The organism is Lentilactobacillus sp. SPB1-3, from assembly GCF_026913205.2.
GTDB lineage: Bacteria > Bacillota > Bacilli > Lactobacillales > Lactobacillaceae > Lentilactobacillus > Lentilactobacillus terminaliae.
Window position 1 is genome coordinate 1,551,455 of sequence record NZ_CP168151.1, and the last position, 22,428, is coordinate 1,573,882.

Annotated in this window: 23 protein-coding genes and 1 other annotated feature; of the genes, 7 read left to right on the top strand and 16 right to left on the bottom strand. The window is 37.6% G+C overall.

Going from position 1 to position 22,428, the window contains the following annotated elements:
• Positions 1-47 precede the first annotated feature (47 nt).
• The gene (locus tag O0236_RS08265; RefSeq protein WP_329608927.1) at positions 48-1,466 is read left to right on the top strand and encodes an MDR family MFS transporter; all 1,419 of its coding nucleotides are present in this window, start codon (positions 48-50) and stop codon (positions 1,464-1,466) included.
• Complete coding sequence (locus O0236_RS08270) at positions 1,466-2,197, top strand: DUF4811 domain-containing protein (RefSeq protein ID WP_268913712.1); 732 nt, start codon at positions 1,466-1,468, stop codon at positions 2,195-2,197. The genes O0236_RS08265 and O0236_RS08270 overlap by 1 nt, the downstream gene beginning before the upstream one ends.
• 260 nt (positions 2,198-2,457) lie before the next feature.
• Here O0236_RS08270 and O0236_RS08275 read toward each other — a convergent pair whose 3' ends face one another.
• From O0236_RS08275 to trhA, 3 genes are all read right to left on the bottom strand, one after another.
• Entirely contained in the window at positions 2,458-3,348 is an 891-nt protein-coding gene (locus O0236_RS08275) for an NAD(P)-dependent oxidoreductase (RefSeq protein WP_268913710.1), read from the bottom strand.
• Positions 3,349-3,441: 93 nt separating this feature from the next.
• Entirely contained in the window at positions 3,442-4,611 is a 1,170-nt protein-coding gene (locus O0236_RS08280) for an iron-containing alcohol dehydrogenase (protein WP_268913708.1), read from the bottom strand.
• A gap of 451 nt (positions 4,612-5,062) precedes the next feature.
• A complete protein-coding gene (gene trhA / locus O0236_RS08285) occupies positions 5,063-5,701 on the bottom strand; it encodes a PAQR family membrane homeostasis protein TrhA (protein ID WP_268913706.1) in 639 nt (212 codons plus the stop codon).
• A 139-nt stretch (positions 5,702-5,840) separates the two neighbouring features.
• On the opposite strand from trhA, the gene O0236_RS08290 reads away from it, so the two are divergent.
• The 3 genes from O0236_RS08290 (at position 5,841) to O0236_RS08300 (ending at position 7,991) form a co-directional block, all read left to right on the top strand.
• Positions 5,841-6,284, top strand: coding sequence for a DUF1836 domain-containing protein (locus O0236_RS08290; RefSeq protein WP_268913704.1), 444 nt, complete (start codon positions 5,841-5,843; stop codon positions 6,282-6,284).
• A gap of 103 nt (positions 6,285-6,387) precedes the next feature.
• Entirely contained in the window at positions 6,388-6,819 is a 432-nt protein-coding gene (locus O0236_RS08295) for a hypothetical protein (RefSeq protein WP_268913703.1), read from the top strand.
• Between the two features lie 230 nt (positions 6,820-7,049).
• Complete coding sequence (locus O0236_RS08300; protein WP_268913701.1) at positions 7,050-7,991, top strand: D-alanyl-D-alanine carboxypeptidase family protein; 942 nt, start codon at positions 7,050-7,052, stop codon at positions 7,989-7,991.
• A gap of 72 nt (positions 7,992-8,063) precedes the next feature.
• Here O0236_RS08300 and O0236_RS08305 read toward each other — a convergent pair whose 3' ends face one another.
• Positions 8,064-8,996, bottom strand: coding sequence for a phosphoglycerate dehydrogenase (locus O0236_RS08305; protein ID WP_268913699.1), 933 nt, complete (start codon positions 8,994-8,996; stop codon positions 8,064-8,066).
• A gap of 26 nt (positions 8,997-9,022) precedes the next feature.
• On the bottom strand, positions 9,023-9,514 hold the full coding sequence (locus tag O0236_RS08310) for a GNAT family N-acetyltransferase (protein WP_372791249.1): 492 nt from the start codon (positions 9,512-9,514) through the stop codon (positions 9,023-9,025).
• A gap of 177 nt (positions 9,515-9,691) precedes the next feature.
• On the opposite strand from O0236_RS08310, the gene O0236_RS08315 reads away from it, so the two are divergent.
• Positions 9,692-11,446: a bifunctional metallophosphatase/5'-nucleotidase gene (locus O0236_RS08315; RefSeq protein ID WP_268913695.1), complete on the top strand. Its 1,755-nt coding sequence runs from the start codon at positions 9,692-9,694 to the stop codon at positions 11,444-11,446.
• A 12-nt stretch (positions 11,447-11,458) separates the two neighbouring features.
• Entirely contained in the window at positions 11,459-12,316 is an 858-nt protein-coding gene (locus O0236_RS08320; protein WP_268913694.1) for a histidine phosphatase family protein, read from the top strand.
• 90 nt (positions 12,317-12,406) lie between these two features.
• On the opposite strand, the gene O0236_RS08325 is transcribed toward O0236_RS08320, so the two are convergent.
• From O0236_RS08325 to O0236_RS08375, 11 genes are all read right to left on the bottom strand, one after another.
• A complete protein-coding gene (locus tag O0236_RS08325) occupies positions 12,407-13,390 on the bottom strand; it encodes an acryloyl-CoA reductase (protein ID WP_268913692.1) in 984 nt (327 codons plus the stop codon).
• 134 nt (positions 13,391-13,524) lie between these two features.
• Positions 13,525-13,917, bottom strand: a complete 393-nt coding sequence (locus O0236_RS08330; protein ID WP_268913690.1) for a VOC family protein — start codon at positions 13,915-13,917, stop codon at positions 13,525-13,527.
• A gap of 11 nt (positions 13,918-13,928) precedes the next feature.
• A complete protein-coding gene (locus O0236_RS08335) occupies positions 13,929-14,681 on the bottom strand; it encodes a fructose permease (protein ID WP_372791252.1) in 753 nt (250 codons plus the stop codon).
• A 14-nt stretch (positions 14,682-14,695) separates the two neighbouring features.
• Entirely contained in the window at positions 14,696-15,703 is a 1,008-nt protein-coding gene (locus O0236_RS08340) for a zinc-dependent alcohol dehydrogenase family protein (RefSeq protein WP_268913688.1), read from the bottom strand.
• A gap of 286 nt (positions 15,704-15,989) precedes the next feature.
• Complete coding sequence (locus O0236_RS08345) at positions 15,990-17,177, bottom strand: iron-containing alcohol dehydrogenase (RefSeq protein WP_268913686.1); 1,188 nt, start codon at positions 17,175-17,177, stop codon at positions 15,990-15,992.
• 68 nt (positions 17,178-17,245) lie between these two features.
• Positions 17,246-18,106, bottom strand: coding sequence for a MetQ/NlpA family ABC transporter substrate-binding protein (locus O0236_RS08350; RefSeq protein ID WP_268913684.1), 861 nt, complete (start codon positions 18,104-18,106; stop codon positions 17,246-17,248).
• A gap of 20 nt (positions 18,107-18,126) precedes the next feature.
• Positions 18,127-18,897: an acetoin reductase gene (locus O0236_RS08355; protein WP_268913682.1), complete on the bottom strand. Its 771-nt coding sequence runs from the start codon at positions 18,895-18,897 to the stop codon at positions 18,127-18,129.
• Positions 18,898-18,952: 55 nt separating this feature from the next.
• Positions 18,953-19,209, bottom strand: a binding site (T-box leader).
• 124 nt (positions 19,210-19,333) lie between these two features.
• On the bottom strand, positions 19,334-20,092 hold the full coding sequence (locus tag O0236_RS08360; protein WP_268913681.1) for a hypothetical protein: 759 nt from the start codon (positions 20,090-20,092) through the stop codon (positions 19,334-19,336).
• Between the two features lie 92 nt (positions 20,093-20,184).
• Positions 20,185-21,054, bottom strand: a complete 870-nt coding sequence (locus tag O0236_RS08365; RefSeq protein WP_268913679.1) for a shikimate dehydrogenase — start codon at positions 21,052-21,054, stop codon at positions 20,185-20,187.
• A complete protein-coding gene (locus O0236_RS08370; RefSeq protein ID WP_268913677.1) occupies positions 21,055-21,561 on the bottom strand; it encodes a shikimate kinase in 507 nt (168 codons plus the stop codon).
• A 4-nt stretch (positions 21,562-21,565) separates the two neighbouring features.
• On the bottom strand, positions 21,566-22,420 hold the full coding sequence (locus tag O0236_RS08375; RefSeq protein WP_268913675.1) for a prephenate dehydrogenase: 855 nt from the start codon (positions 22,418-22,420) through the stop codon (positions 21,566-21,568).
• Positions 22,421-22,428: the final 8 nt, after the last annotated feature.

Consider the following 22,428-nt stretch of genomic DNA (forward strand, 5'->3'; position numbering starts at 1 on the left):
CCGAAAAAGCTTTAGACATTCACGGCAAACCTTATAGCCGTGTATTAATGGTCGCAACTATTGTTTTTGGAACATTCATCACCATCCTAAGTAGTACTATGTTAGCTACTGCTTATCCTGCCCTTATGAAGGCATTTGATGCTAGTACGTCAACTGTCCAGTGGTTAACCACTGGTTTCATGATGGTAAATGGGGTTATGATTCCAATTACTGCTTGGTTGTTGAATCGATTTAGTTCAAGAACCTTGTATATGACTGCTATGTCACTATTTTTGGTTGGTACGATACTCGCATTCGTTGCCTCCGACTTTAGTACTATATTTATTGGTCGCTTGATTCAAGGTATTGCCGTTGGTATTACTATGCCACTTGCTCAAACAGTCAACCTTTCAATCTTCCCTCCTGAAAAACGTGGAACCATCATGGGTATCCTTGGATTAGCTATTGGAATGGCTCCAGCTATTGGACCAACTCTTTCAGGATTTATCATTGATAGTTACTCATGGAGAATGTTATTTGGAATGTTGATTCCATTCATCATTGTCGTTATTATCATTTCGTTCTTCACAGTTAAAACTGTTATCCCAACTTCTAAATCATCATTGGACTGGTGGTCAGCTGCATTATCAACAGCCGGTTTTGGTTCAATGTTGTATGGATTCTCAGAAGTTGGTGACAAAGGCTGGACTGACCCACTTGTTATCTCAACGATTATCATAGGTATCATCATCGTTGCATTCTTTGTAATTCGTCAATTGAAGTCAGCACATCCATTCCTCAATCTAACTGTTTTCAAGACTAGAACATTTAGTTTAACCACTACTCTATCAGCCATCGTCAACATCGCCATGGTTGGTGTTGAAATGGTATTACCAATCTACTTGCAAACAATCAGAGGCGACTCAGCTTTGCAATCAGGATTAACACTACTTCCTGGCGCTTTGATGATTGGTGTAATGAGCCCAATTACTGGTCGGATCTTCGATAAAATTGGTGCCAAGCGTTTAGCTATCACTGGTTTAACACTTCTTACACTAGGAACAATTCCTTTCTTATTCTTAACTAAGGAAACACCATTACTATTCTTAATCATTACGTACGCTATTCGAATGGTCGGAGTTGCCATGGCCTTGATGCCTATCACCACTTCTGGTATGAACTCCCTTCCACTTAACTTGGTCAGTCACGCCACTGCTGTTAACAACACTGTTCGCCAGGTTGCTAGTTCAATGGGTACTGCCATCTTAGTCAGTGTTTTATCTAATGTTACTAAGAACTCAATGCCCGGTAAGTCTTTATTAGCTTCAATGCCATTACTATATAAAGAACATGCTACTAACGCCGTATTAACTGGTTATGCTGCAGCCTTCTCAATCGCTGTTGTATTCTCAGTTGCTGGTCTAATCATTGCGTTCTTCTTGAATGACAAAAACACCGTAAATCCATTAGCCGGAGGTGAAAAATAATGGGAATCGCGTTAATTATAATCTTCGTGATAATATTTGCTTCATCATTCATTGGCATGAAGCAAGGCTGGCTTCGAAACATTACATGGATCATTTCAATTGTTGGCTTAATGGCTTCCTTAGCTACTATTACCTTAGGTGATTCACAACATTTAGGAATGAAAAAAGAAACAGTCACTTCTATCAAACAAATCGATCCAGCATTTGCAATTAAAAACATGGATATGAACGTAGCTATTAAGAGTCCTGTAGGTACTAAGGATGAAAGTGTTGTTGTTTACAAAAACAAAGAAGCTAAGAAAACTACTCATACTCAAGCAGATGCTAATACTGTTAATAAATTCTCACGTAATCGTGAACAATCAGCTCAATTATTAACAACTACTAAACGTTACACTTACAAGAATAATTTCTTTAAAATATTCTATGCAGGTTTAGGTACTAATCATCAGTACATTTCTCGAGTTAACAAATTCGAAATTACTAACGATTGGATCGTTTTAACTCCTAAACAAGTTAAAACCCTTCAGGCACAAATGAAATCTCAACAAGCTAACTCTAAAAAGATGCTTGCTGCAGTTATCAAGAAACAAGTTATGGCTGCTAGAATGCAAGACCCAGCTATGACACCTGCCCAACAAGCTGCACTTGTTAAGAAGATTCAAGCCGCTGCTGTTGCGAAAGCAAACAGTGAAGCTAAGGCTAAATTAAAGGCAATGTCCATCGAGTAACTTTGGTATAATGATTTTGAAAGGAATGATTTGATTGGTATTCTCGCCTACACAAATTTTTGCAGATATTTGTTTGATCATTTCAATCGTGATCGGACTAATAATTCAAATGAATAATTTACCAAACAACCTCAAAATTGGACTAGTTGTATTAGCCCTAATCTTCTTCTTTGTCTCAATTGGTGTTAGCCTAACCCTGGCTATCCAGAGTCGAAGAAAACGAAAATAATTTATAACAAAAAAGGAATCAACCACAATTATTAGTGGTTGGTTCCTTTTTTGTCATTCTGAGATTCATATAATTTTATTAATCCTTGAGTTCCTAAATCAGCCCATTCAGGATTTTGCACCATCTTATCATAAAGTTGTTCAGCAACGGTGGTTCCAGGAAGCTCAAGATTTAAATCATTAGCCACAGTCAAAACGATTCTTAAATCTTTCAAGAAGTGTTTAGCCATAAACCCTGGTTGATAATCGCCCTTTAGCACCCGTGGACCATAATTATCCATACTCCAGTTTTGCGCTGCTCCCCCACTTGTCATATCGATCACGCTCGCTTTATCAAGACCAACTTTATCTGCATATACTAGCGATTCGATCATGCCTGTCATTGTGCCAGCAATCATAATTTGATTGGCCATCTTAGCATGTTGTCCCATTCCTGCTTCGCCAAATCGATTGATTGAACTGCCCATAGCATTAAATACCGGCTGCATTTTCTGGTAGATGTCTTTGTCCCCACCTACCATGATCGTTAAGGTCCCTTGTTGAGCGCCAACATCGCCTCCAGAGACAGGTGCATCCAAAGATGTTACTCCTACCGTTTCCGCTTCTAAGGCGATTCTATTAGCCAAAATTGGTGAACTTGTGGTCATGTCGATCACAGTTTGACCAGCATGTGAATTTGTAAGAATTCCTTCATCACTAAAATAAACTTCTTCAACATCTTTAGGGAAGCCAACAATACTAATTATCACGTCACTGTTTTTAGTTAACTCTGCTACTGATTCCTGCCATATAGCTCCTTGCTTAATTACTGAATCAGCATGTTTTTTAGTTCGATTAAACACGTTGACTGTGTAATCCGCCGCTAGTAAATTATGGATCATCCCACTACCCATAATTCCAGTGCCGATAAATCCAATTTTCATTATTGCTTACCTCCACTTAATTTAATTAACCCAATTATAAAACAAGACGCGAATTAAATTCGCGTCTTGTTAGTTTTACTATTGAATTATTAATTATTCAGCGTCATATGCTTCTTGGAATAATTTGATGATGTCTTCTTTAGTACCTTTACGTGGGTTAGAGAATGCATTACCATCCTTAAGAGCATTTTCTGCCATTAGCTCAAAGTCTTCTGGCTTTGCACCAATTGACTTGATACTTCTTGGAATATTAACATCGTCACACATTTGTCTCATTGCCTTAATTGACAATTCAGCAGCATCACGAGTTGAAAGTCCAGTAGTGTCTTCACCCATGATCTTTGCTAATTCAGCAAATCTTTCAGGTGCTGCGATAATATTGTACTTTTCTACGATTGGCAAAAGCATTGCACAACATACACCATGAGGAGCGTCATATTGACCACCAAGTTGGTGAGCCATGGCATGAACATATCCAAGGTCAGCATTATTAAATGCCATTCCGCCAAGCATTTCTGCTTCAACCATCTTAGTTCTAGCTTCAATATCGTGACCATTAGCTACGGCTTCACGAAGGCTTTCTTCAACTAACTTGATAGCTTCAACACATTGGCCGTCAGTAATGTCGTTGCGATTGGTTGAAACATATGGTTCAATAGCTTGTACGAATGTGTCCATTCCTGTTGCGGCAGTCAAGCCAGCAGGAACATCCAACATCAACATTGGATCATTGAATGAAACTAGAGGAACGTTTCTCCATGAAACAACTACGAACTTCAATTTAGTCTCTTCATTAGTGATAACACAGTGACGAGTTAATTCAGAAGCAGTTCCGGCAGTTGTGTTAACAGCCATCAAAGGAGGAAGTGGATTTTCAAGAGTTTCGATTCCGGCTAACTTAGTAATGTCATCACCATTAGTCAAGATGATTCCAGTTCCTTTACCAGCATCATGTGAAGAACCACCACCAACAGTGATAATACTGTCACAATTATTGTCTAAGTAAACTTGCTTAGCTGCTTGAATATTTCTTACTTTAGGGTTTGGTTCAACACCATCATAAATTGCGTAGTCTACTCCGGCAGCATCTAATGATGCCAATGTTTGAGCAACTGGACCGTTATCCATAGAACGCAAGAATTTATCAGTTACGATCAATGGCTTAGTCATGTTTAACATTTTGGCACGATCACCAATCTTCTTGATGACACCCTTACCAAAAAAGTTAACACTAGGCATTAAGAAATCGAAATTTTCTTTCATTATTAATAGTCCCCTTTAAAAATTAATTTGTTACCGGTTTCAAGCATAGCACTGGATTTTTTATATGTAAATGGATTCACAAAGATTTATTACAAAAAACCGAGAAGGTTCTTTCCCACTTATGACAAGCTATGTAAGCGTTATGTCATCAACCGTTCACGCTTAACTTTGTGGTACTGATTACATGACAATTGTGATTAATTTAATTAACAACATGAACCTTATTGTTGAGAAAACTATATGAAAACACAAAAAAGCCGGCGATTTAATTTCGCCGGCCTTCTCTTATTGCATCAACTATTTAGTCGAAACCTCAACAGCTGATGCCTTAAGATTATTTCCAATGGTCAAAAGACATCACCTCCTTTTTTGAATATAGACAGAATACAACCTGCCAATCTAAAAAGCAAGCAATTAAACTCCAAGACATTTTTGCTGTCTAACATTTCAATCAAACATTCATATATATAGAAATAAACATAGCGAGTGTTCCTCCCATAACGAAGAAATGCCAAATCAAATGTAATCCGGGGATCCTTTTAAAACTGTAAATAATGGCACCAGTGGTAAATATCACTCCACCAGTTACCAACAGCCAAAATCCTTGCGGTGCCAAGGCAACATATAATTCTTTTCCAAGTATCAAGCATAACCATCCCATAATCACGTAAACTGTTGTCTCAATTTTTTGATATTTACCATGGCCAAGAATATGAAAACCAATTCCAGCCAAGCTCAATCCCCAAATAACCGCTAACAGCCAGTACGCTGCCTGACTATGTAAAAAAACAATACAATATGGCGTGTAAGTTCCAGCGATTAAAATAAAAATATTACTATGATCCAAGATTTGAAAGAAACGTCTGGCCCTAGTGAAAACCAAACAATGAAACAAGGTTGATGCCAGGTAAAGCCCACAGACTGTAACACTGTAAATTATTAAACTGACGATTGCAGTATTCGATAATCCGTCTCTAACAGATTTGCTGACTAACATCGCGCTTAAGATAATGGATATAATAAAAGCAATTCCATGAGTTACTGCGTTTGCTGCCTCGTAAATAATTTGTTTGGTTCGTTCGCTCAACATGATTAACCACCCTTGAAACATTTTAAATTTGCGTACCTAGTTATGTAGTTAATATAACATAGACTAGATGTCTATGTTAAGTAGAATGTTGTATTTATTTATGGCATAATATAAGCATCCAAAATTAAGGAGAATTCGAATGGCAGAACCCACCGTTAAATTACCTGAATATGCTGAACTTCCAGTAATAGATCTGTATATGGATCAACTATTGGGAATGGTCAACCAATACACTAACGAATTAGTTGATCAGCCCATCACCAAGTCAATGATTAACAGCTATGTAAAAAAGCAGATAATTGAAAAGCCAACCAATAAAAAATACAGCACAGATCAATTGGCAGAATTAATATTGATTTCTATATATAAATCAATATTACCTTTACCATCAATTGCTAAAGTCTTAACGATTGTAAGAAATAATCTTGCCATCGCCAAGGTGTTTGATAATGTGGTCTACAGCTTTAATAATCAACTCGAAAGCACCAAGAAAATGGAATTCTCAGATGGAGAATTAATTAAAAAATCAGCCGAGTTTTTGGCTATAAATCAAAAAATTAAACAACAAATTAATCACCTTTAGATAATCGTAACAATCTTTACTTAATGTTACGATTGTATGTCATTGACATCTTTTCGTAACATTGTATACTTTAGTCAATTCAAAAAAAGGGGAGGAAATTTTTATGAAAAAAATTCCTTTGATTGTTACTACTATTGCTCTTGCTTTACCCTTGGTGGTCTCTGCACCATTAGCTGCTAATGCTGCTACTTCAAATGTCACTGCTGCTAAGAAAGCTACTGGTACAAAGAAGGCATCTTCTGCTAAGACTTATACCTATACAGTTTCAGCTAACCCTACATTTTACAAGCCAGCAAAGGCATATCACACTAAGGACGCTACACCATACGTCTTTAAAGGTAACTTCATGGCTGATCAGCCAATTGTTACTATGCAAGCTAAAACTAAATTAAAGTCTGGCACTACTTATTACGTAACCCAATCAGTTAAAGTTCAAAACAAAGCCAAGAAAAACGGTACTTTCCTTTATGTTAAAGGACAAGGCTGGATTGCTTCATCAAAATTAACTCCAGGTAAGTTTGTTCACGCCGATTAATTTTAAATATTAAAAAATAAAACTTCCTTTCCACGGCATGTGGATCAAGGAAGTTTTTTATTCTCTAAAATATCTAATAAAAAAAGTCGAACCATTCGTAACATTTCTCCGACTTTAATTACATAAAATGACATCAAGTGCACAGTTCGATTACAGTTTCGCAAATCCATTGATATCAATCGGTCAATAATGGTAAATTAATTTCAGTAATTTTATTAAGGAGTATCGCTATGAAGTTAACTAAGTTATTCAAGACAGTCATTATTACGGCTGTCGCATCAGTATCATTTACCACCCTTTCTGGTATCGCCATGAACCAGGAAGTTACCACCCATGCTGCAACAGGTTCTACTGGAGTACAGTATGCCAAATCTGCTGCCGCAATTGACGTTACCAAAAGTAAAGTTGCTTGGTCAAAAAATGGTAACACTTTAAGACCAATTGCATCGATTTCTAAGTTAATGACGCTTTATTTAGTTCGACAAAAACTAGATAACTCATCTGCAACTTGGAATTCTAAAGTCAATACTAGCTCAGCTGGTTTAAAGTCAATGGGACGATCTTCTGTATATGGCGGATTTAAATTCAACAAAAATTCTTATACTGTTCGTGACCTCTATCTTGCAGCATTGATTGAATCTTCAAATAACGCTGCAATCGCATTAGGCCAATGGGTCGCTGGTGGTTCAAATGCAGCCGCAAACAAAAAATTCATTGGTATGATGAATACTCAAGCTCAAAAGTGGAACTTTACTAGAGCAAAATTCGTGTCTGCTAACGGTATGGAAAACAGTGAATTAGCGCCTTATGGTTATAAAGTTTCTGGAGTTTACGCTAACCTAATGTCTGCCAACTACGTGGCTCACATGGCTCGCCACTTCATCAACGATTACCCCGATGTTGTTAAAGACTCAAGCATCCCTAGCATGACTGTCGATGGCCAAACTCTTTACAACTACAACAACTTGCTTCCAGGCAGAAGATACTATCAAGCTTCTCTGAACGTTGATGGTTTAAAAACTGGTTATACCGGCCCTGCTGGTTACTGTTTCGTAGGAACTGCTAAAAAAGCTGGTCATGATCGTATCGTTACCGTTGTTCTTCATGATGAAAACGAATTTACTGAAACTCGTTCATTGATGAACTACATGTATAACAATAATCTGGCTTAATTTAAAAACTTAGCTAACAAAAAGCTTCAATAGTTACGTCGCAATCGACATTACTATTGAAGCTTTTTTAATTTAATCAATGTGATTTACTGGCCACTGTGGTTGTTCATTGTTCAATACACGCACAACCTCACTAGCCGCATCAACTGCCATTCTAGTCATACTCTCAACAGTATTAGCAGCAATATGAGGAGTTAATAAAACATTGTCCAAATTATACAATTCTGAATCTCGTGGAAGTGGCTCAGGTTCAGTGACATCAAGCGCTGCCTGAGCAATTTCACCATTCTTCAATGCTTCAATCAATTCATCTTGGTTAATTAAAGCTCCGCGACCAAGATTAATCAATGATGCAGTTTTTTTCATTTTCTTAAACTCGTTCATCCCAATGCTGTGACGAGTTTCTTCTGTCACTGGCATGTGTAACGATAAAATATCAGCTTCCCGTAAAATCGTTTCACGATCCACAAATTTTCCTAATTTAGTATCTTTAGGCGTGCGACTATTTATTAAGACGTTCATACCTAATCCGCTAACTTTTTCGGCAACCAACTGGCCAATTCGGCCAAATCCCATGATACCTAAAGTTTTGCCAGCTAAATCAAATCCTAATGGTCGGGCAGATTCGCCTTGCTTCATTATTCCTGCATATTTTGTGATATTTTTTGATAAGTCAAACATATCCGCTAATGTGGTTTCGGCCACCGTGGATGCATTAGCATTGGGTGTAATAGTTACCCAAATTCCTTTAGATGCAGCGTAATCATAATCAACTGCATCATAACCAACCCCATGTCTGGCAATTACTTTTAAATTAGGCATTTGATCAATAGTTTTAGCGGTGAATGGCTCGGTAAATAAAATCGCTCCAACAGCATCTTTGGCTTGCTTCAAAATCGCTTCCGCATCATTATCAACCACAATCGGATTAAATCCATGATCTATTAAATACTTATTTCCCGCTTCAAGCATACCTTTTGGCACGACGACATTGTTATTTTCCATTTTTGCAACTCCTATCATAATTAATTTTAAAGATGTTTTCCCAAAATCACTAAATCATACTTCTGGTCATCCATTTCAGCAATTTTAGGCATTAGTCCCCATTTGTCGTATCCATGTGATTTAAATAATCCAATACTTGGTAGATTATGACCAAACACCAACGATACAACAGTATCTATGCCATAATCACGAGCGTTTTCATCTACATATTCAAGTATTTGAGAACCCACGTGTTGATGGCGATAATCCGAATGAACATAAATACTTATTTCAGCTAATTTATTGTACGCATCCCGATCGTAGAAGTCATTTAGGCTAAACCAACCGGCTAACTGATCATTCATCTTAACAACAAACAACGGTCTGGTCTGCGAGTTATGACTGTGAAACCAGTTTCTTCTATCGGCCACCGTGACAGGATTAACATCCCCCGTTGCCATTCGGCTTGGGATTGTCGCATTATAGACGTCTACAATAAACGGCAAATCGCTTTCTTTAGCCATTACAAATTCAATCAACCTGTCATCCCTTTTCTTATTTGCTAACAACCTTATTTAAACATATCTATTCCCTCCGTGCATTAATCTGCAAAGAGGACTTATCTTTTAATAAGGAAGCATTGTTATCTCAAAAATAACATGGTAATCTTATTAAGTGTAATCGTTTACATACAAGACACAGGGGGAGGTAATTTCATGTATCATCGTTACAACTTGGTTCCACGTCATGGACCAACAATCATTGTTTTAACATTTTTCATCACTTTAATTATCCTAGGGATTCCGATTATGGCCTCACAGTCAAACACTCAGGTTCCCATCCAAATCTTGGGAGTCAATGATATTCATGGTGGCTTGCAAACTACAGGAAAATTAGTAATGGATCAAAAATCAGTTACTAATGCTGGTGGTCTTGCCAGATTAGGTGGGTATCTTGATCAAACGGAATCAGATTTTAAGATTCTTAATCCTAAATCTGTCACAATGCGCGTCCAAGCTGGTGATATGGTGGGTGCAAGCCCTGCAAATTCAGCTTTGCTTGATGATGGCCCAACTCTAGCCTCATTAAAAGCTATGCATATTCAAGTGGGAATTCTTGGGAATCATGAATTCGATCATGGGATTGATCAATATTTAAAGGAAGTTAACGGTAATGCCCCTTCTACGCAAGGAATTAAAAATCAACAACAGGTTTCTGCAATCAAACAATATCCTTTCGCAAATACTGGAATGAAGCTGTTAGCAGCGAATGTAATTGATAAACAAACCCATGAAATCCCCAACGGATATTCTGCTTATACCATTAAAACTATCAAGAATCCTAATAATCACCAAACTGGAAAAATTGGATTTATTGGAATTCTGAATACTAACTTACCTGGAATTGCCAAAAAATATGATTTATTAAATGAGGCGTCCACAATCGCCAAATATGACAAAATTCTACGAGCCAAAGGTGTTCACGCAATCATTGTATTAGGACATACCGGTGCAGTTACCCAAAATGGTGAAACCACGGGAGATGCTGTTAACGATATTTACCAGTTACAAAAAATTGATCCTGATAATAGTGTCGATGCCTTTTTTGCCGCTCACAGTCACCAATACGCAAATGGTTCAATTGACGGTATTCCAATAATGCAGGCTGGCTTTCAAGGAAGAGCATATTCAGACCTTGTCGGAAAATTTGATTTTCTAACAGACGATTTTGTTCCAGACAGTCTGAATCCATCAGTTAAACCAGTTTATTCAACAATGGATGACCCAACTTCAACTTTTAATCACGATAAATCCTTTGCTTCAATCACAAATATTATTAAGGATGCTAACAGGCGTGTTGCACCAATCATCAACACTAAAGTCGGCAGCATTTCAGACGGTCAATCAATCAGTAATGATTTATCGACTACTAATGAATCCCAAGCAGCTTACGTTGTAGTAGATGCTCAACGAGCAGTCGCTAATGAACAAGGTCACAAAACCGATATTGCAATAACTAGTAATGACTCAATTCGTAGTGGTATGGATGCATCTGCTAATGGTGACGTAACCTTGGGAACTTTGTATAACATGCAACCTTATGGAAATAGCCAACCAATAGTTGAGTTAACTGGTGACCAGATCATCCAATTACTTAATGAACAATATACAAAGTCACAATTATACTTCTTACAATTATCCGGACTGACCTATCACTATAAATCTGTAAATGATGGTAATCAGATTGCAACAGTTTCAGATGTAAAGGTAAATGATCAACCAATTAATCCAACCACCAAATACCGAGTTCTCACTAACGATTACTTATCAACTGGAGGAGACGGTTATACCGCATTTACAAAAGGAACAATTGTTGATAACGCGGGACAAGATATTGACTTACTAACAGATTATATGCAAACAAAAAGTCCCATCCCAACACCACAATTAAATCGTAAAATTAATTCTTAAGGAGAATAAATCATGAAACTATCAACTAAATTATTAACAATCGCAAGTATTACAGGAATGGCTGGCATAATAACCGTGTCAATGCCCTCAGCTTCAATAAATGTGAATGCCGCCAAAAAGACCACAAAAAAAGTTGTTAAAAAAACTAAGTCAACCACTATTTATCTCACCCGCCACGGAGAAACAACCGGAAACGTTATGGGACGGGTTCAAGGTTGGAGTGATTTCCCCCTAACTAGCAACGGAATTAAGGTCGCTAATCAACTAGGTTATGGGCTAAAAGGTATTAAATTCTCTAGCGCTTATGCTGGTAACCTAATTCGACAAGAAGTTACTGCCAAGCAAGCTTTGAAATATTCTGGCAACTCTAAAGTTAAAGTAAATATCTCTAAATTCTTGCGTGAAGGTGGTTACGGTAGTTTCGAAGGTGACAGTATTGCAACTGATAACAATGAAATTGCTGGTGTTTACGGATATAAAGATGGCACTGAATTTCAACAAGCAACCGGTAAGAACTATTGGAATTTACTTCAAGATGCCTATTATCGTTTAGATCAAAAAAATGCTCACAATACCAAGTTAGCAAATGATGATCGGGCAGAAAGCTCTGCTATGGTTCAACAAAGAATGACTAGTGAACTAAAGAAAATTGCCAAAACAACCCAAAAACGTGGCGGTGGCAATGTACTAGTAGTTAGCTCCGGAATGTCGATCAATGAATATCTCTCAACCATGGCTCCAAATTACACAGGTGCAGCCATTCCCAATGCAGCCGTTACAAAATTGACTTACAAAAATGGCAAGTTAAGCGTAAGTGGACCAATCGCATCACTAAGCTATGTAAATAAAGGTGCCAAATTAATGAAGTAATTTTATAAATTATATATTCTAACATGATAAATAAAACGTCCTAGATATTGGAAGAAACTCCAATATCTAGGACGTTTTTAGTTCTATCATTTAAAATCTAATAATCGTTCTTCCAGTATGGTTACCTGCCTGAATCTTAGCAACCTCATCCGGAATATCGTCAATTCCGATTTCAGTAACTTGTAGTTGATCGGTAATGTCCCAATCAGTTGCCAAGATGTTCCAAACAGCTTGTCGTTTGTCATTTTTAACTGCAACTGAATCAATCCCGACTAATGATACTGCTCGCAAAATAAATGGCAATACAGTGGTTAACAACTGATTACCGCCTGCGTTACCAGTAACAGCAATTGAACCACCATAAGAAATAGTTGGTAGTATTTGACTAGTTACTTCGCCACCAACAGCATCAATAGCAAAGTCATACTTTTCGGTAGTTAATGGAGCTTGATCTTTATCTAACCGACTCGATGTAATAACGTGATCTGCACCAAAATCACGGGCAATTTTTTCCCGTTCTCCCGAATGAACTAAGCCTGTCACAGATTGAAATCCTAACTGCTTAAGCAAAGCGATTGCCACGCTTCCAACGCCACCAGTTGCTCCCGCAACCAATATTCTTGATTTGGGATCATTCATCCCAAGTTGCTGCAGCTTTTCCACTGCCATCGCAGCCGTAAAACCAGCAGTTCCCCAAATCATGGCTTCTCTCATACTCATAGTTTCCGGAATATGAACTAACCATTTTCCTGGGACTCGAGCATACTCCGCAAACCCACCTGTATGAGTAACTCCAACATCATACCCAGTCAGTAAAACTTCGTCGCCAGGAACAAAATTAGGATCGTCTGATTGGACGACTTCACCACTAAAATCAACTCCTGGAATCATCGGGTAACTACGGATTACGCCTCCGTTTGGTTGAAAGGCCAACATATCTTTATAGTTTAGTGACGAGTAGTTAACTCGAACAATTACATTACCTTCGGAAAGCATTGAGAGATCGATCATCTCTCTTTGGAAACTTAATTGGTCATTATTTTCACGAATTACAATTGCATTAAACTTGTCCATTATTTATCACCACCTAATTGCAGGATACCTTATTTTGATGTCATTTTGTAGAATTATGATTTACTTATTTTACTTATCGAAAAACAAAAAAGGTCGTTCAACATTAAATTGTTGAACGACCTTTTGATATGGAATTATAAAATTTGGCAGAATTCCAATTTTTCATTATTGGGTCCCAAAACGTTGAAGAAGCGAATCCCATTATCCCAAAACGATGGGATTGACTGAATCTCACTGTCAATAACGTTTAGTCCTAATTTGTGGGCCTCATCAAAGGCTTTTTCAACATCAGTCGTATTGATTGAAATATGACTGATTGATCCTTCATCCCGAACTTCAGTAATTTCACCGTTATAAGTTTCAATAGTTAAATTTCCTAATCTCATAAAGGCACAGCGATTATCTCCGTTCGGAAAATCACCAGCTTTTTCGAATCCTAGCTTTTCATAAAAAGCGATTGTTTCATCCAAATCTTTAGCTGGAATTCCAATATGTTGAACTCCAGTAATGTAATCATTTAGGCTCATTGTTAGGTCTCCTATTCCGTTACTTTTTTACCAACATCTAACTTTTGGTGCTTCAATCCTCTAAAGATTCGTTTATCTGCCCAGCCAGTTACGGCTCCTTGGCAAAGAAATGCGAAGATGGTTCCCAAACCAAAGTTAGTAAATTGACGAGTAATGATAATTGCCAAGATTGCCATAATTGTTGGTGGAATATATGAAACCCACATCGCAATTGCAGCATTACCATTAAAATATTTGAATCGCAAAATCTGCATTAAATCATCAGCGGGATGTAAAACAAAATTAACTCGTTGATAAATTGAAATTGCAGTTCCAATCAACGCTACTCCAAAGAAATTTAGAAAGACATAGAAGCCAATCATTAATGGCGTATTAGCATCTGGTAACCCACTAAACACAGGGTATTTGCCAAGAAAGAAATCTTCGAAAATTTGGATCATTGCTGAAAATGGCACCATAAAAATCAAGTTTCCAAGAATCCTCTTCAAGTTAAATTTACCAACCAGAACGGCGTTTAACAAAGAAATCAACATTCCTAAAATCAAGAACGCCCAGAACAAATTCCAATGAAGTGCGGTTCCTAAGTTTGCCTCAGCAGCAGTCCAATATGCCGATCCCAAAAATGATGGGTGAATCTTAGCACTAGTTACTAAGGTTAAAACATTCCCCGCAGAATTAATTATTAGCGATATGATAAAGTAAAATGTTGCCATCGAAGGCGATAAAGTCTTCGGATTTTCAATGCTCGAATGAACTTCATTCATTTTTATCACCTGTCTTAATCTTGATTACCGACTTTAACAACGGCCTTACTTACATTACTGATCTTGCCTTGTACAAAGTCCTCAACTTCTTCAAGCTTCAGAACATGGCTGATCAAGTCTTCAACGTTCAATTTTCCACTTGAAAGTAATGCAAGTGAGTCTTTGAATGAGTAAGGATTAATGAATGAACCTTGGATAGTCAATTGTTTTTGGAAAATTTCATATGTGTTCATAGTGAATTTTTGTGTAGGCTTACCAACACCAAACATCAATACTTGAGCACCCTTCTTAGTAGCGGCGATTGCTTGTTCTTGAGTTGATGGTAAACCAACGGCCTCAATAACTACATCGTAGTCAGCTGGAATTTGATCTTTTTCGGTATTAAAAGTGTTAGTAACGCCAAAATGTTCTTTATTGTTTGCAAGTTTAGCATCGCTTCTACCAGCCAAGTCGACTTGGTGAATACCGTATGCTTGTAAAACTTGGGCAAAAATCTGACCCATGAATCCATCACCAATGACTAGTGCCTTTTGATATGGAGTTACTTTAAGCAATTTAACACCATGAATGGCACATGAGATGGGTTCAACAGTGGCAGCTGCTTTTAGCGAAACATTATCAGGAACTGGATAAACTACTGAAGCTGGTGCAGTAAACTGTTGTTCCAAACCACCGTTTCTTGTAACTCCAATAGCGGAAAGATTGTTACATAATTCTGGACGATCGGTTAAACAAAATTCGCACTGGCCGCAGTAAATGTTAGGGTCAACTGATACACGGTCGCCAACTTTTAAGTCAGTGATTTCTGAACCAACTTCAGCAACTACCCCTGAATTTTCATGACCTAACACAATAGGTGGCACAGCATCCGCTGAACCTGGTAATCCAGCATACAATGCGTGATCAGTACCACAAATACCTGCATATGCAGTATTGATCAGTACTTCGTTTGGTTTTAGTTCTTGGGGCTTAATGTCTTCAATTTCAAGTTTTTCTACGCCTTCTAATACAAGTGCTTTCATAATTATAAATCCTCCGATGTTTAGACAGTATGAGAAATAGTGAGCAAGTGATAGCGAACTATCTCGTTCAATTCAACGTCAACATCGTAACACCAACTTCAAATTTGTGCAAACGGTTGTCTTACTAATTTAAATGCTTTATTGATTACCAAAATGATTTAAAACATCTATATTATGTCCCGTTTTCGAGTATTTTAGCTCTAGAATAATAATTAAGATTGTGATTTTTTTATAAATTCAAAAAAAGCCCGTTATCATAACGATAACGAGCTTTTAAAAAATTAATTTAAAAATTTTCTGGAGTCATTGAATCACGATAGATATTTTTAACATCTTCTGGTGTCAATTTGATATAACCATTTTTACTAAGATCGCCTGTGGTTACAGCACTTTCAGCCATTGCATCAAAGTTGGTTTCGTCTTTAATACCTACTTCAGGCAATGTCATTTCAAATCCTAGAGAACTTATCCAGTTATAGGTTTCTTTAATTGCTTCACTACCTGCTTCATCTTCGTCTGAGTTATTAATTCCCCAAACGTTTTTAGCAAATCTAGCAAGTAATTCATGAGTTGAAGGATCCTTTTGAACTGCCTTTAACCAACGAGGTGTCAAAATTCCTAAACCAACACCATGAGTAATATCATAGTATGCTGATAGTTCATGTTCCATTGGATGGACAGTCCAGTTATTAACGTCACCCAAACCAACAATTCCATTTAAAGCCATAGTAGCATTCCACATCAAGTTAGCACGAGCATCATAGTTATCAGGCTCTTTAATTGCAACGGGAGCCCACTTAATTACTGAACGCATCAAACCTTCAATCAAACCTTTAGAAACATCATTATTAATTGAACGATCAAAATATTGCTCAATCAAATGACTCATAATATCCATTGATCCAGCAGCAGTTTGTCTGGTTGGCACAGTGAATGTCAAACTAGGATCAAGGAATGAAACTGCTGGAGTATTAGGACCACCAGTGCCAAACTTTTGATGAGTTTCTGGATTTGAAATTACTGAGCCACGATTCATTTCGGAACCAGTGGCTGATAATGTCAAAATGTCAACAAGTGGTAATTGATTTAAGGTCATACGTTTAGCAGAATCAAGAACTAGATCCCAAGGATCGCCTTCGTAATATCTAGCAGAACCAATAACCTTACTTGCATCAATTACTGAACCACCACCAACAGCTAAAATAACATCAATGTTGTTATCCTTAACTAATTGTTGTCCCTTGCGAACTGAATCAATCTTTGGATTAGGTTCAATCCCAGGTAACTCAATGATATTTAGTCCATCTAATGCCTTAATTACTCGGTCATATAGTCCTGACCGTTTCACTGATTGTCCACCATATACTAGTAAGACATTCTTACCAAAACTTATGATCACATCACGTAGTTCACTATCAATTCGATCCTTACCGAATCTGATATCAGTTGGATTTTTAAAGCTAAAATTTTCCATCGAATAAACCCTCCATTTCAAGATTCCATTTTATACCGAAATGAAGTGAAAAACGACCATTTAATGCTTTATTTATTCAGATAACTAAGTGGTTTCTTAACTTCTACTTTCGTGCCGTCGTACTTTGCCTTGATGTATTTTTGGATTGCTGGTTCATGATATAAATTAATCAACTTTTTGTATTTGTCATTATTCGCATTTTTCTTAGCAGTTGCCAAGACGTTGATATTGTCCTTAGTACTGTCGTTGACTTGTTCATGAAAAATTGAATCCTTTAGCACATTCAAATTACCTTCTAAGGCCACTTTGTTTGAGATCAAGACCACCGGAACGCTTTTCAATACTCGAGGACCAGTAGTGTCATCAATTTCATCAAACTTTAAATGACGCGGATTAGAAGCAATATCTCTAGTGTCTCCTAATGCATTAAATCCAGGCTTTAATTTCAACAAACCCGCACTTTGAAGAAGTAGTAAATCCCTAGATGTGTTAGCGGGATTATTGACAATGGCTACGGTAGTTCCATTAGGAATATCTTTCACGTTTTTATATTTATTTGAATAAATTCCTAATGGTTCTAAGTATGTAGTTCCTAATGCCTTTAATTGACCCGCTTTGTTTTCCTTGTTGTAGGCTTGCAAATACGACCATGACTGAAAAGCATTAACATCAACTGTGCCATCAGTAGTTGCCTTGTTTAGTTGGACCCCATCATTGATTTGCTTAACACTAATATGGAGTCCCAATTTTTTCGCTTGCGGACTTTTGGCGATATGTTGCCAAATGTCATAATCAGACCCTTGTGATCCAACGACGATGTCGCTATCTTTACTAGCTGAATTTGCTGTAAACGAGTGGATACCAAATCCTACTAAGGTGACTGCCAACAATGCAACTATGATATATCCAATACTCTTTTTTGATTTCATTTAATTACTCCCTTTCCGAATTAACGATATTCCATGCCGCCATCAACCAAAATTGACTGACCAGTGATATAACTACCTTCTGGTGATGCAAAGAAACTAACCACATTGGCGACATCCTCTGGAGTTGCCTCTCGACCTAACGAGATCTCAGATAAAACATTCCGTTGTTGATCGGAAATTGACTTAGATTTAATTGCTGCCGTTCTCTTGTCAATCGCATCTCGCATCGGTGTCCTAACCACACCTGGATTATAAGCATTCACTGTAATTTGATACTTTGCTAATTCCTTTGAAGCGGACTGAGTCAGTCCACGAACTCCAAATTTAGAAGCAGAATAAGCACTTTGTAATGCAGAGGCTTCAACGCCGGCCAATGAGGCTGCATTGATGATTCGACCACCATTTCCCTGAGCAATAAAACGCTTGGCGGCAATTCTAATTCCCCAAAATGTTCCCAACAAATTAACATCTATCAATCTTTTAATTTTGGCTGGCTCTGAATCAATAATTGAATCAATAAACGCCTCACCAGCATTATTAACGAAAACAGCTAACTCGCCCAAATCAGTGATTGCCTGATCAACTGCTTCAGAAAATTTCTCTTCATCTGCCACATCTACCGGATAAGCTTTGGCCTCATAACCTTTCTCAATTAATTCACTTGCTGTTTGTTTTGCCGTCTCAGCATTAATATCTAAAACGCCGATCGCATAACCTTGTTGACTTAACTTATTGGCCACTGCCTTGCCAATTCCCTGTCCAGAACCTGTTACAATTGCTAACTTTGTCAATTTTGTTCACCCCACTAATTCCGAATAGCAATAAAAAAGCCGTTCCTGTATTTAATACAGAAACGACTTTATCGTGTTACCATTCTGAGTTTAATTATTTAGTCACCTAAACAAATCTCGCCAACCATCTTAGACTATCCCTAGTAAAAATGGTGTGTCCATTAACGAGGACCAGCCCGTCTAGCACTATTATTGAATAATCGCGCTAGCCAATCATCGGCCATTTTCACCGTTTACCAAAGATTAGCTTTCATCAATATGCTAACTCTCTACACAATGGTTCCTGGTTACTTTCCGAATCGATTTGTTTAAATGTTATTAGATAATCTATCATTTAATTTTAATTAAGTCAACATTGTTTTTTAATCTTCCGAATTAACTTTATCAATTGATTTAAATAGTCATTGCTCGCGGTCCCTTTTCAAGGAGGAGTTTTCTAAGATTTTTTAGCAAAATATAAATCAACGAATTTTTTCCAATAGGCCCTGCTAAACTTGTACCAAACTCTAGTATTAGTTTGGTTTTTCCAAACCTTTGCCCCTCCTTTTTTGGCTAACTTTAACATCGCTTGAATTTGTTGATTATCGGTTCTTAAAAGTCTGCCGATCATTCGTTGATTAGCACTGCTGTATTGGGTCAACTGCTCTTTAGGAATATAGTATTGCCACCCATTGAGCTTGACTTGTTTTAAAGCTTGAGACAATACTTTCATTCTTTGTTCTAATTTCTGATCATTGTATTGAATTGCAACAGATTTAGTGACGTAAAATGGCGTCACAATTTTGTAGTTTCGTTGGAAACTGTACTGAGCTCGCATTTTTTTGAACTGAGCTGGGCTTTTATAAGTTGCTAAGCTGACAAATTTTTTAACTGGATGTTCCTTATAAACCCATTTCTTAGCGTTGATTTTAACTTGAGCTTTATGTAGCACAGCGTTAGATTGACCTAACAATTTCTTGGCAGTGGCAAGATCACTGGCTGATAAATTAGTCTTTGCATTTTTGTCTAACTTAAATTGCAAGTCATGCAATGATACATATTGCCGAGCCAATTTAGTGATTCTCAGTGCCTCAGATGATGGGCCTGGAACCAAAACAAGTAGTTGTTTACCATCAGAATACGTCACTAATGGACTGACCAACGTGAGTAATAATGTTAATAAAACTGATGACAAAACTAGTTTCAGTTTATTCATAGACTTCATTCCTACATATTGTAGTTATAATGCTATAACAAATATGTTTTGATGACTAGTGTTCTCCATAATTCAATTAACAATTCAACTTACTATTTTGATCTGCGCAAAATCTCATCATTAACAGCTTTCATCACCACATCAACTGGCATATCTGTGCCCGTCCATAATTTAAAAGCCGCCGCTGCTTGAAAAACTAGCATGCCAGTTCCGTTCATCGCCACGCATCCCTGTTGCTTTGCAATTCTTAATAATGGAGTAGTCAGCGGGAAATAAATTGCATCAAACACTACTTGGCCGGAATGCAACTCAGCCAACTCTGATTTTTGCAATGGTAGTTCATCATTGCCAGCCATTCCAACATTCGTTCCATTCACCAAGATATCTGCTGTCTGCATTAAATTAATTAAAACATCATGTTCAGCAAATGAAATTACTTTGACTCTCTTACTCCAACTTTCTAATTCATGTTTTGTGGCCTGAAAGGTGGCATTATCGCGTTTAATAACTATTACTTCTCTAGCTCCGGATTTTACTGATGCGAGAATAATGGCTCTGGCCGCACCGCCTGCACCTAAGACAATCACTTGTTTATCCGTCATAGAAATGCCTTGGTTAGTCAACGCACCTAGAAATCCCTGACCGTCAGTATTATATCCTCTTAACCGGCCATCATCGTTAACGATTGTATTGACAGCCTCCAGTTTTTTCGCCGATTCTGATAATGAATCTAAATATGGGACCACCGTGCCTTTAAATGGCATCGACAAATTAACACCACCAATTTCCATGAGTTTCATAGATTCCAAGATTGGCTGAACTTTAGGTTGATCAACATCAAACGCTAGATAGGTTGCATTAATCTTTAACTGAGCAAATGCCGTGTTGTGAATCAAAGGTGACATACTGTGATGTGCTGGATGAGCCAGTAATCCATATAATTTTGTGTTAGCATCATTCATCTACTCCACCACCTTGATTTGATTCACAATTTTGTGAACGACTTCCATCGGTGCTAAGTTGTCAGTCACTATTTGAACGTCACTTACCAATCCGTAATCAGCTTGGCGTTGTTCTAGTAAATGTTTTAAACCGTCAGAACCAAATTTTTTCACTAATGGCCTATCGTCATTGCCAGCTATTCTGGACAAAGTAGTTTCAATCGAGGCTTGTAATAGGACAACAGGGGCACCCATTTGAATTAGGATTTGTTGATTGCCTTCAAAGGTTGGTGTTCCACCACCTGTACCTAAAACACCGGAAAGTTGCTCGGCATCTTTTAAACATTGCTGCTCAATTTTTCTGAATTCTTCTTCACCAAGAATTTTGAATATTTCTGGAATCGACATTCCTGCCCGCTCAACTATCATTTCATCTAGGTCAAAGTAATCTTTTCCCAATCGGTTAGCCAATAATCTACCAATCGTTGTTTTACCACTGCCCATAAAGCCAACTAATATCAAATCCATCCCATTACCTCCTATCAATTGTCTTTCTGATTTTTTGCGCATCACTGAAAAAGTCATGAATCTGTGCTTTATTTTTTTGCTCGATAGCCGTTTTTAACTTCTTTAATTCATCATTAAATTGATTCAACTGCTCCAAAATAATCTCTCGATTACTATCCATAATTGCTGTCCACATGTCAGGATCCGCAGCGGCAATTCTGGTGGTATCGCAAAAACCACCAGCCACCAATTTGGCATCTACAGTTGTGTTATCAATAGTTTTCAATGCACTCAATGCCAATGTGGATGCAATGATGTGGGGTAAATGACTGCCCGCGCCGACAAATGAATCGTGTTCCTTAGCTGTGACTAGTTGCCAATTGACATTAGCGTTCGATAATAGTCGTTGAATTCTAACTACTCCGGCGTTATCGGCAGAAGTGGGAATCAAAAAGTAAGCGGCACCAACGAATAAATCACTACGCCCGGAACGCGCGCCAGTTAAATGTGATCCAGCCATTGGATGACCACCAACAAACGTGATCTGTTTATCTCTCAATTGATGGGCAACTGACATAATTTCTTGTTTAGTACTGCCAACATCAGTAACGACCACGTCTTTTTTAAGGTTCAAAGTTGCTAGTTCGGTGATTTGTTGTTTGATAACATCTACCGGTCCGCAGAGAAAAATGACATCTGCTGATTCTGCTCCCGAAGCAAATGAAGTTAATTGATCGACATCGTGTTCTGAAATCAAAAATTCACCATTCACTAATTCCGGATCATAACCCAAAATTTTTACTTGTTGATTCCCCTGCTTAATATTTCTTGCTAATGAACTGCCAATCATTCCTAGTCCGCTAATAAACACAGATTCCATAAAAACCA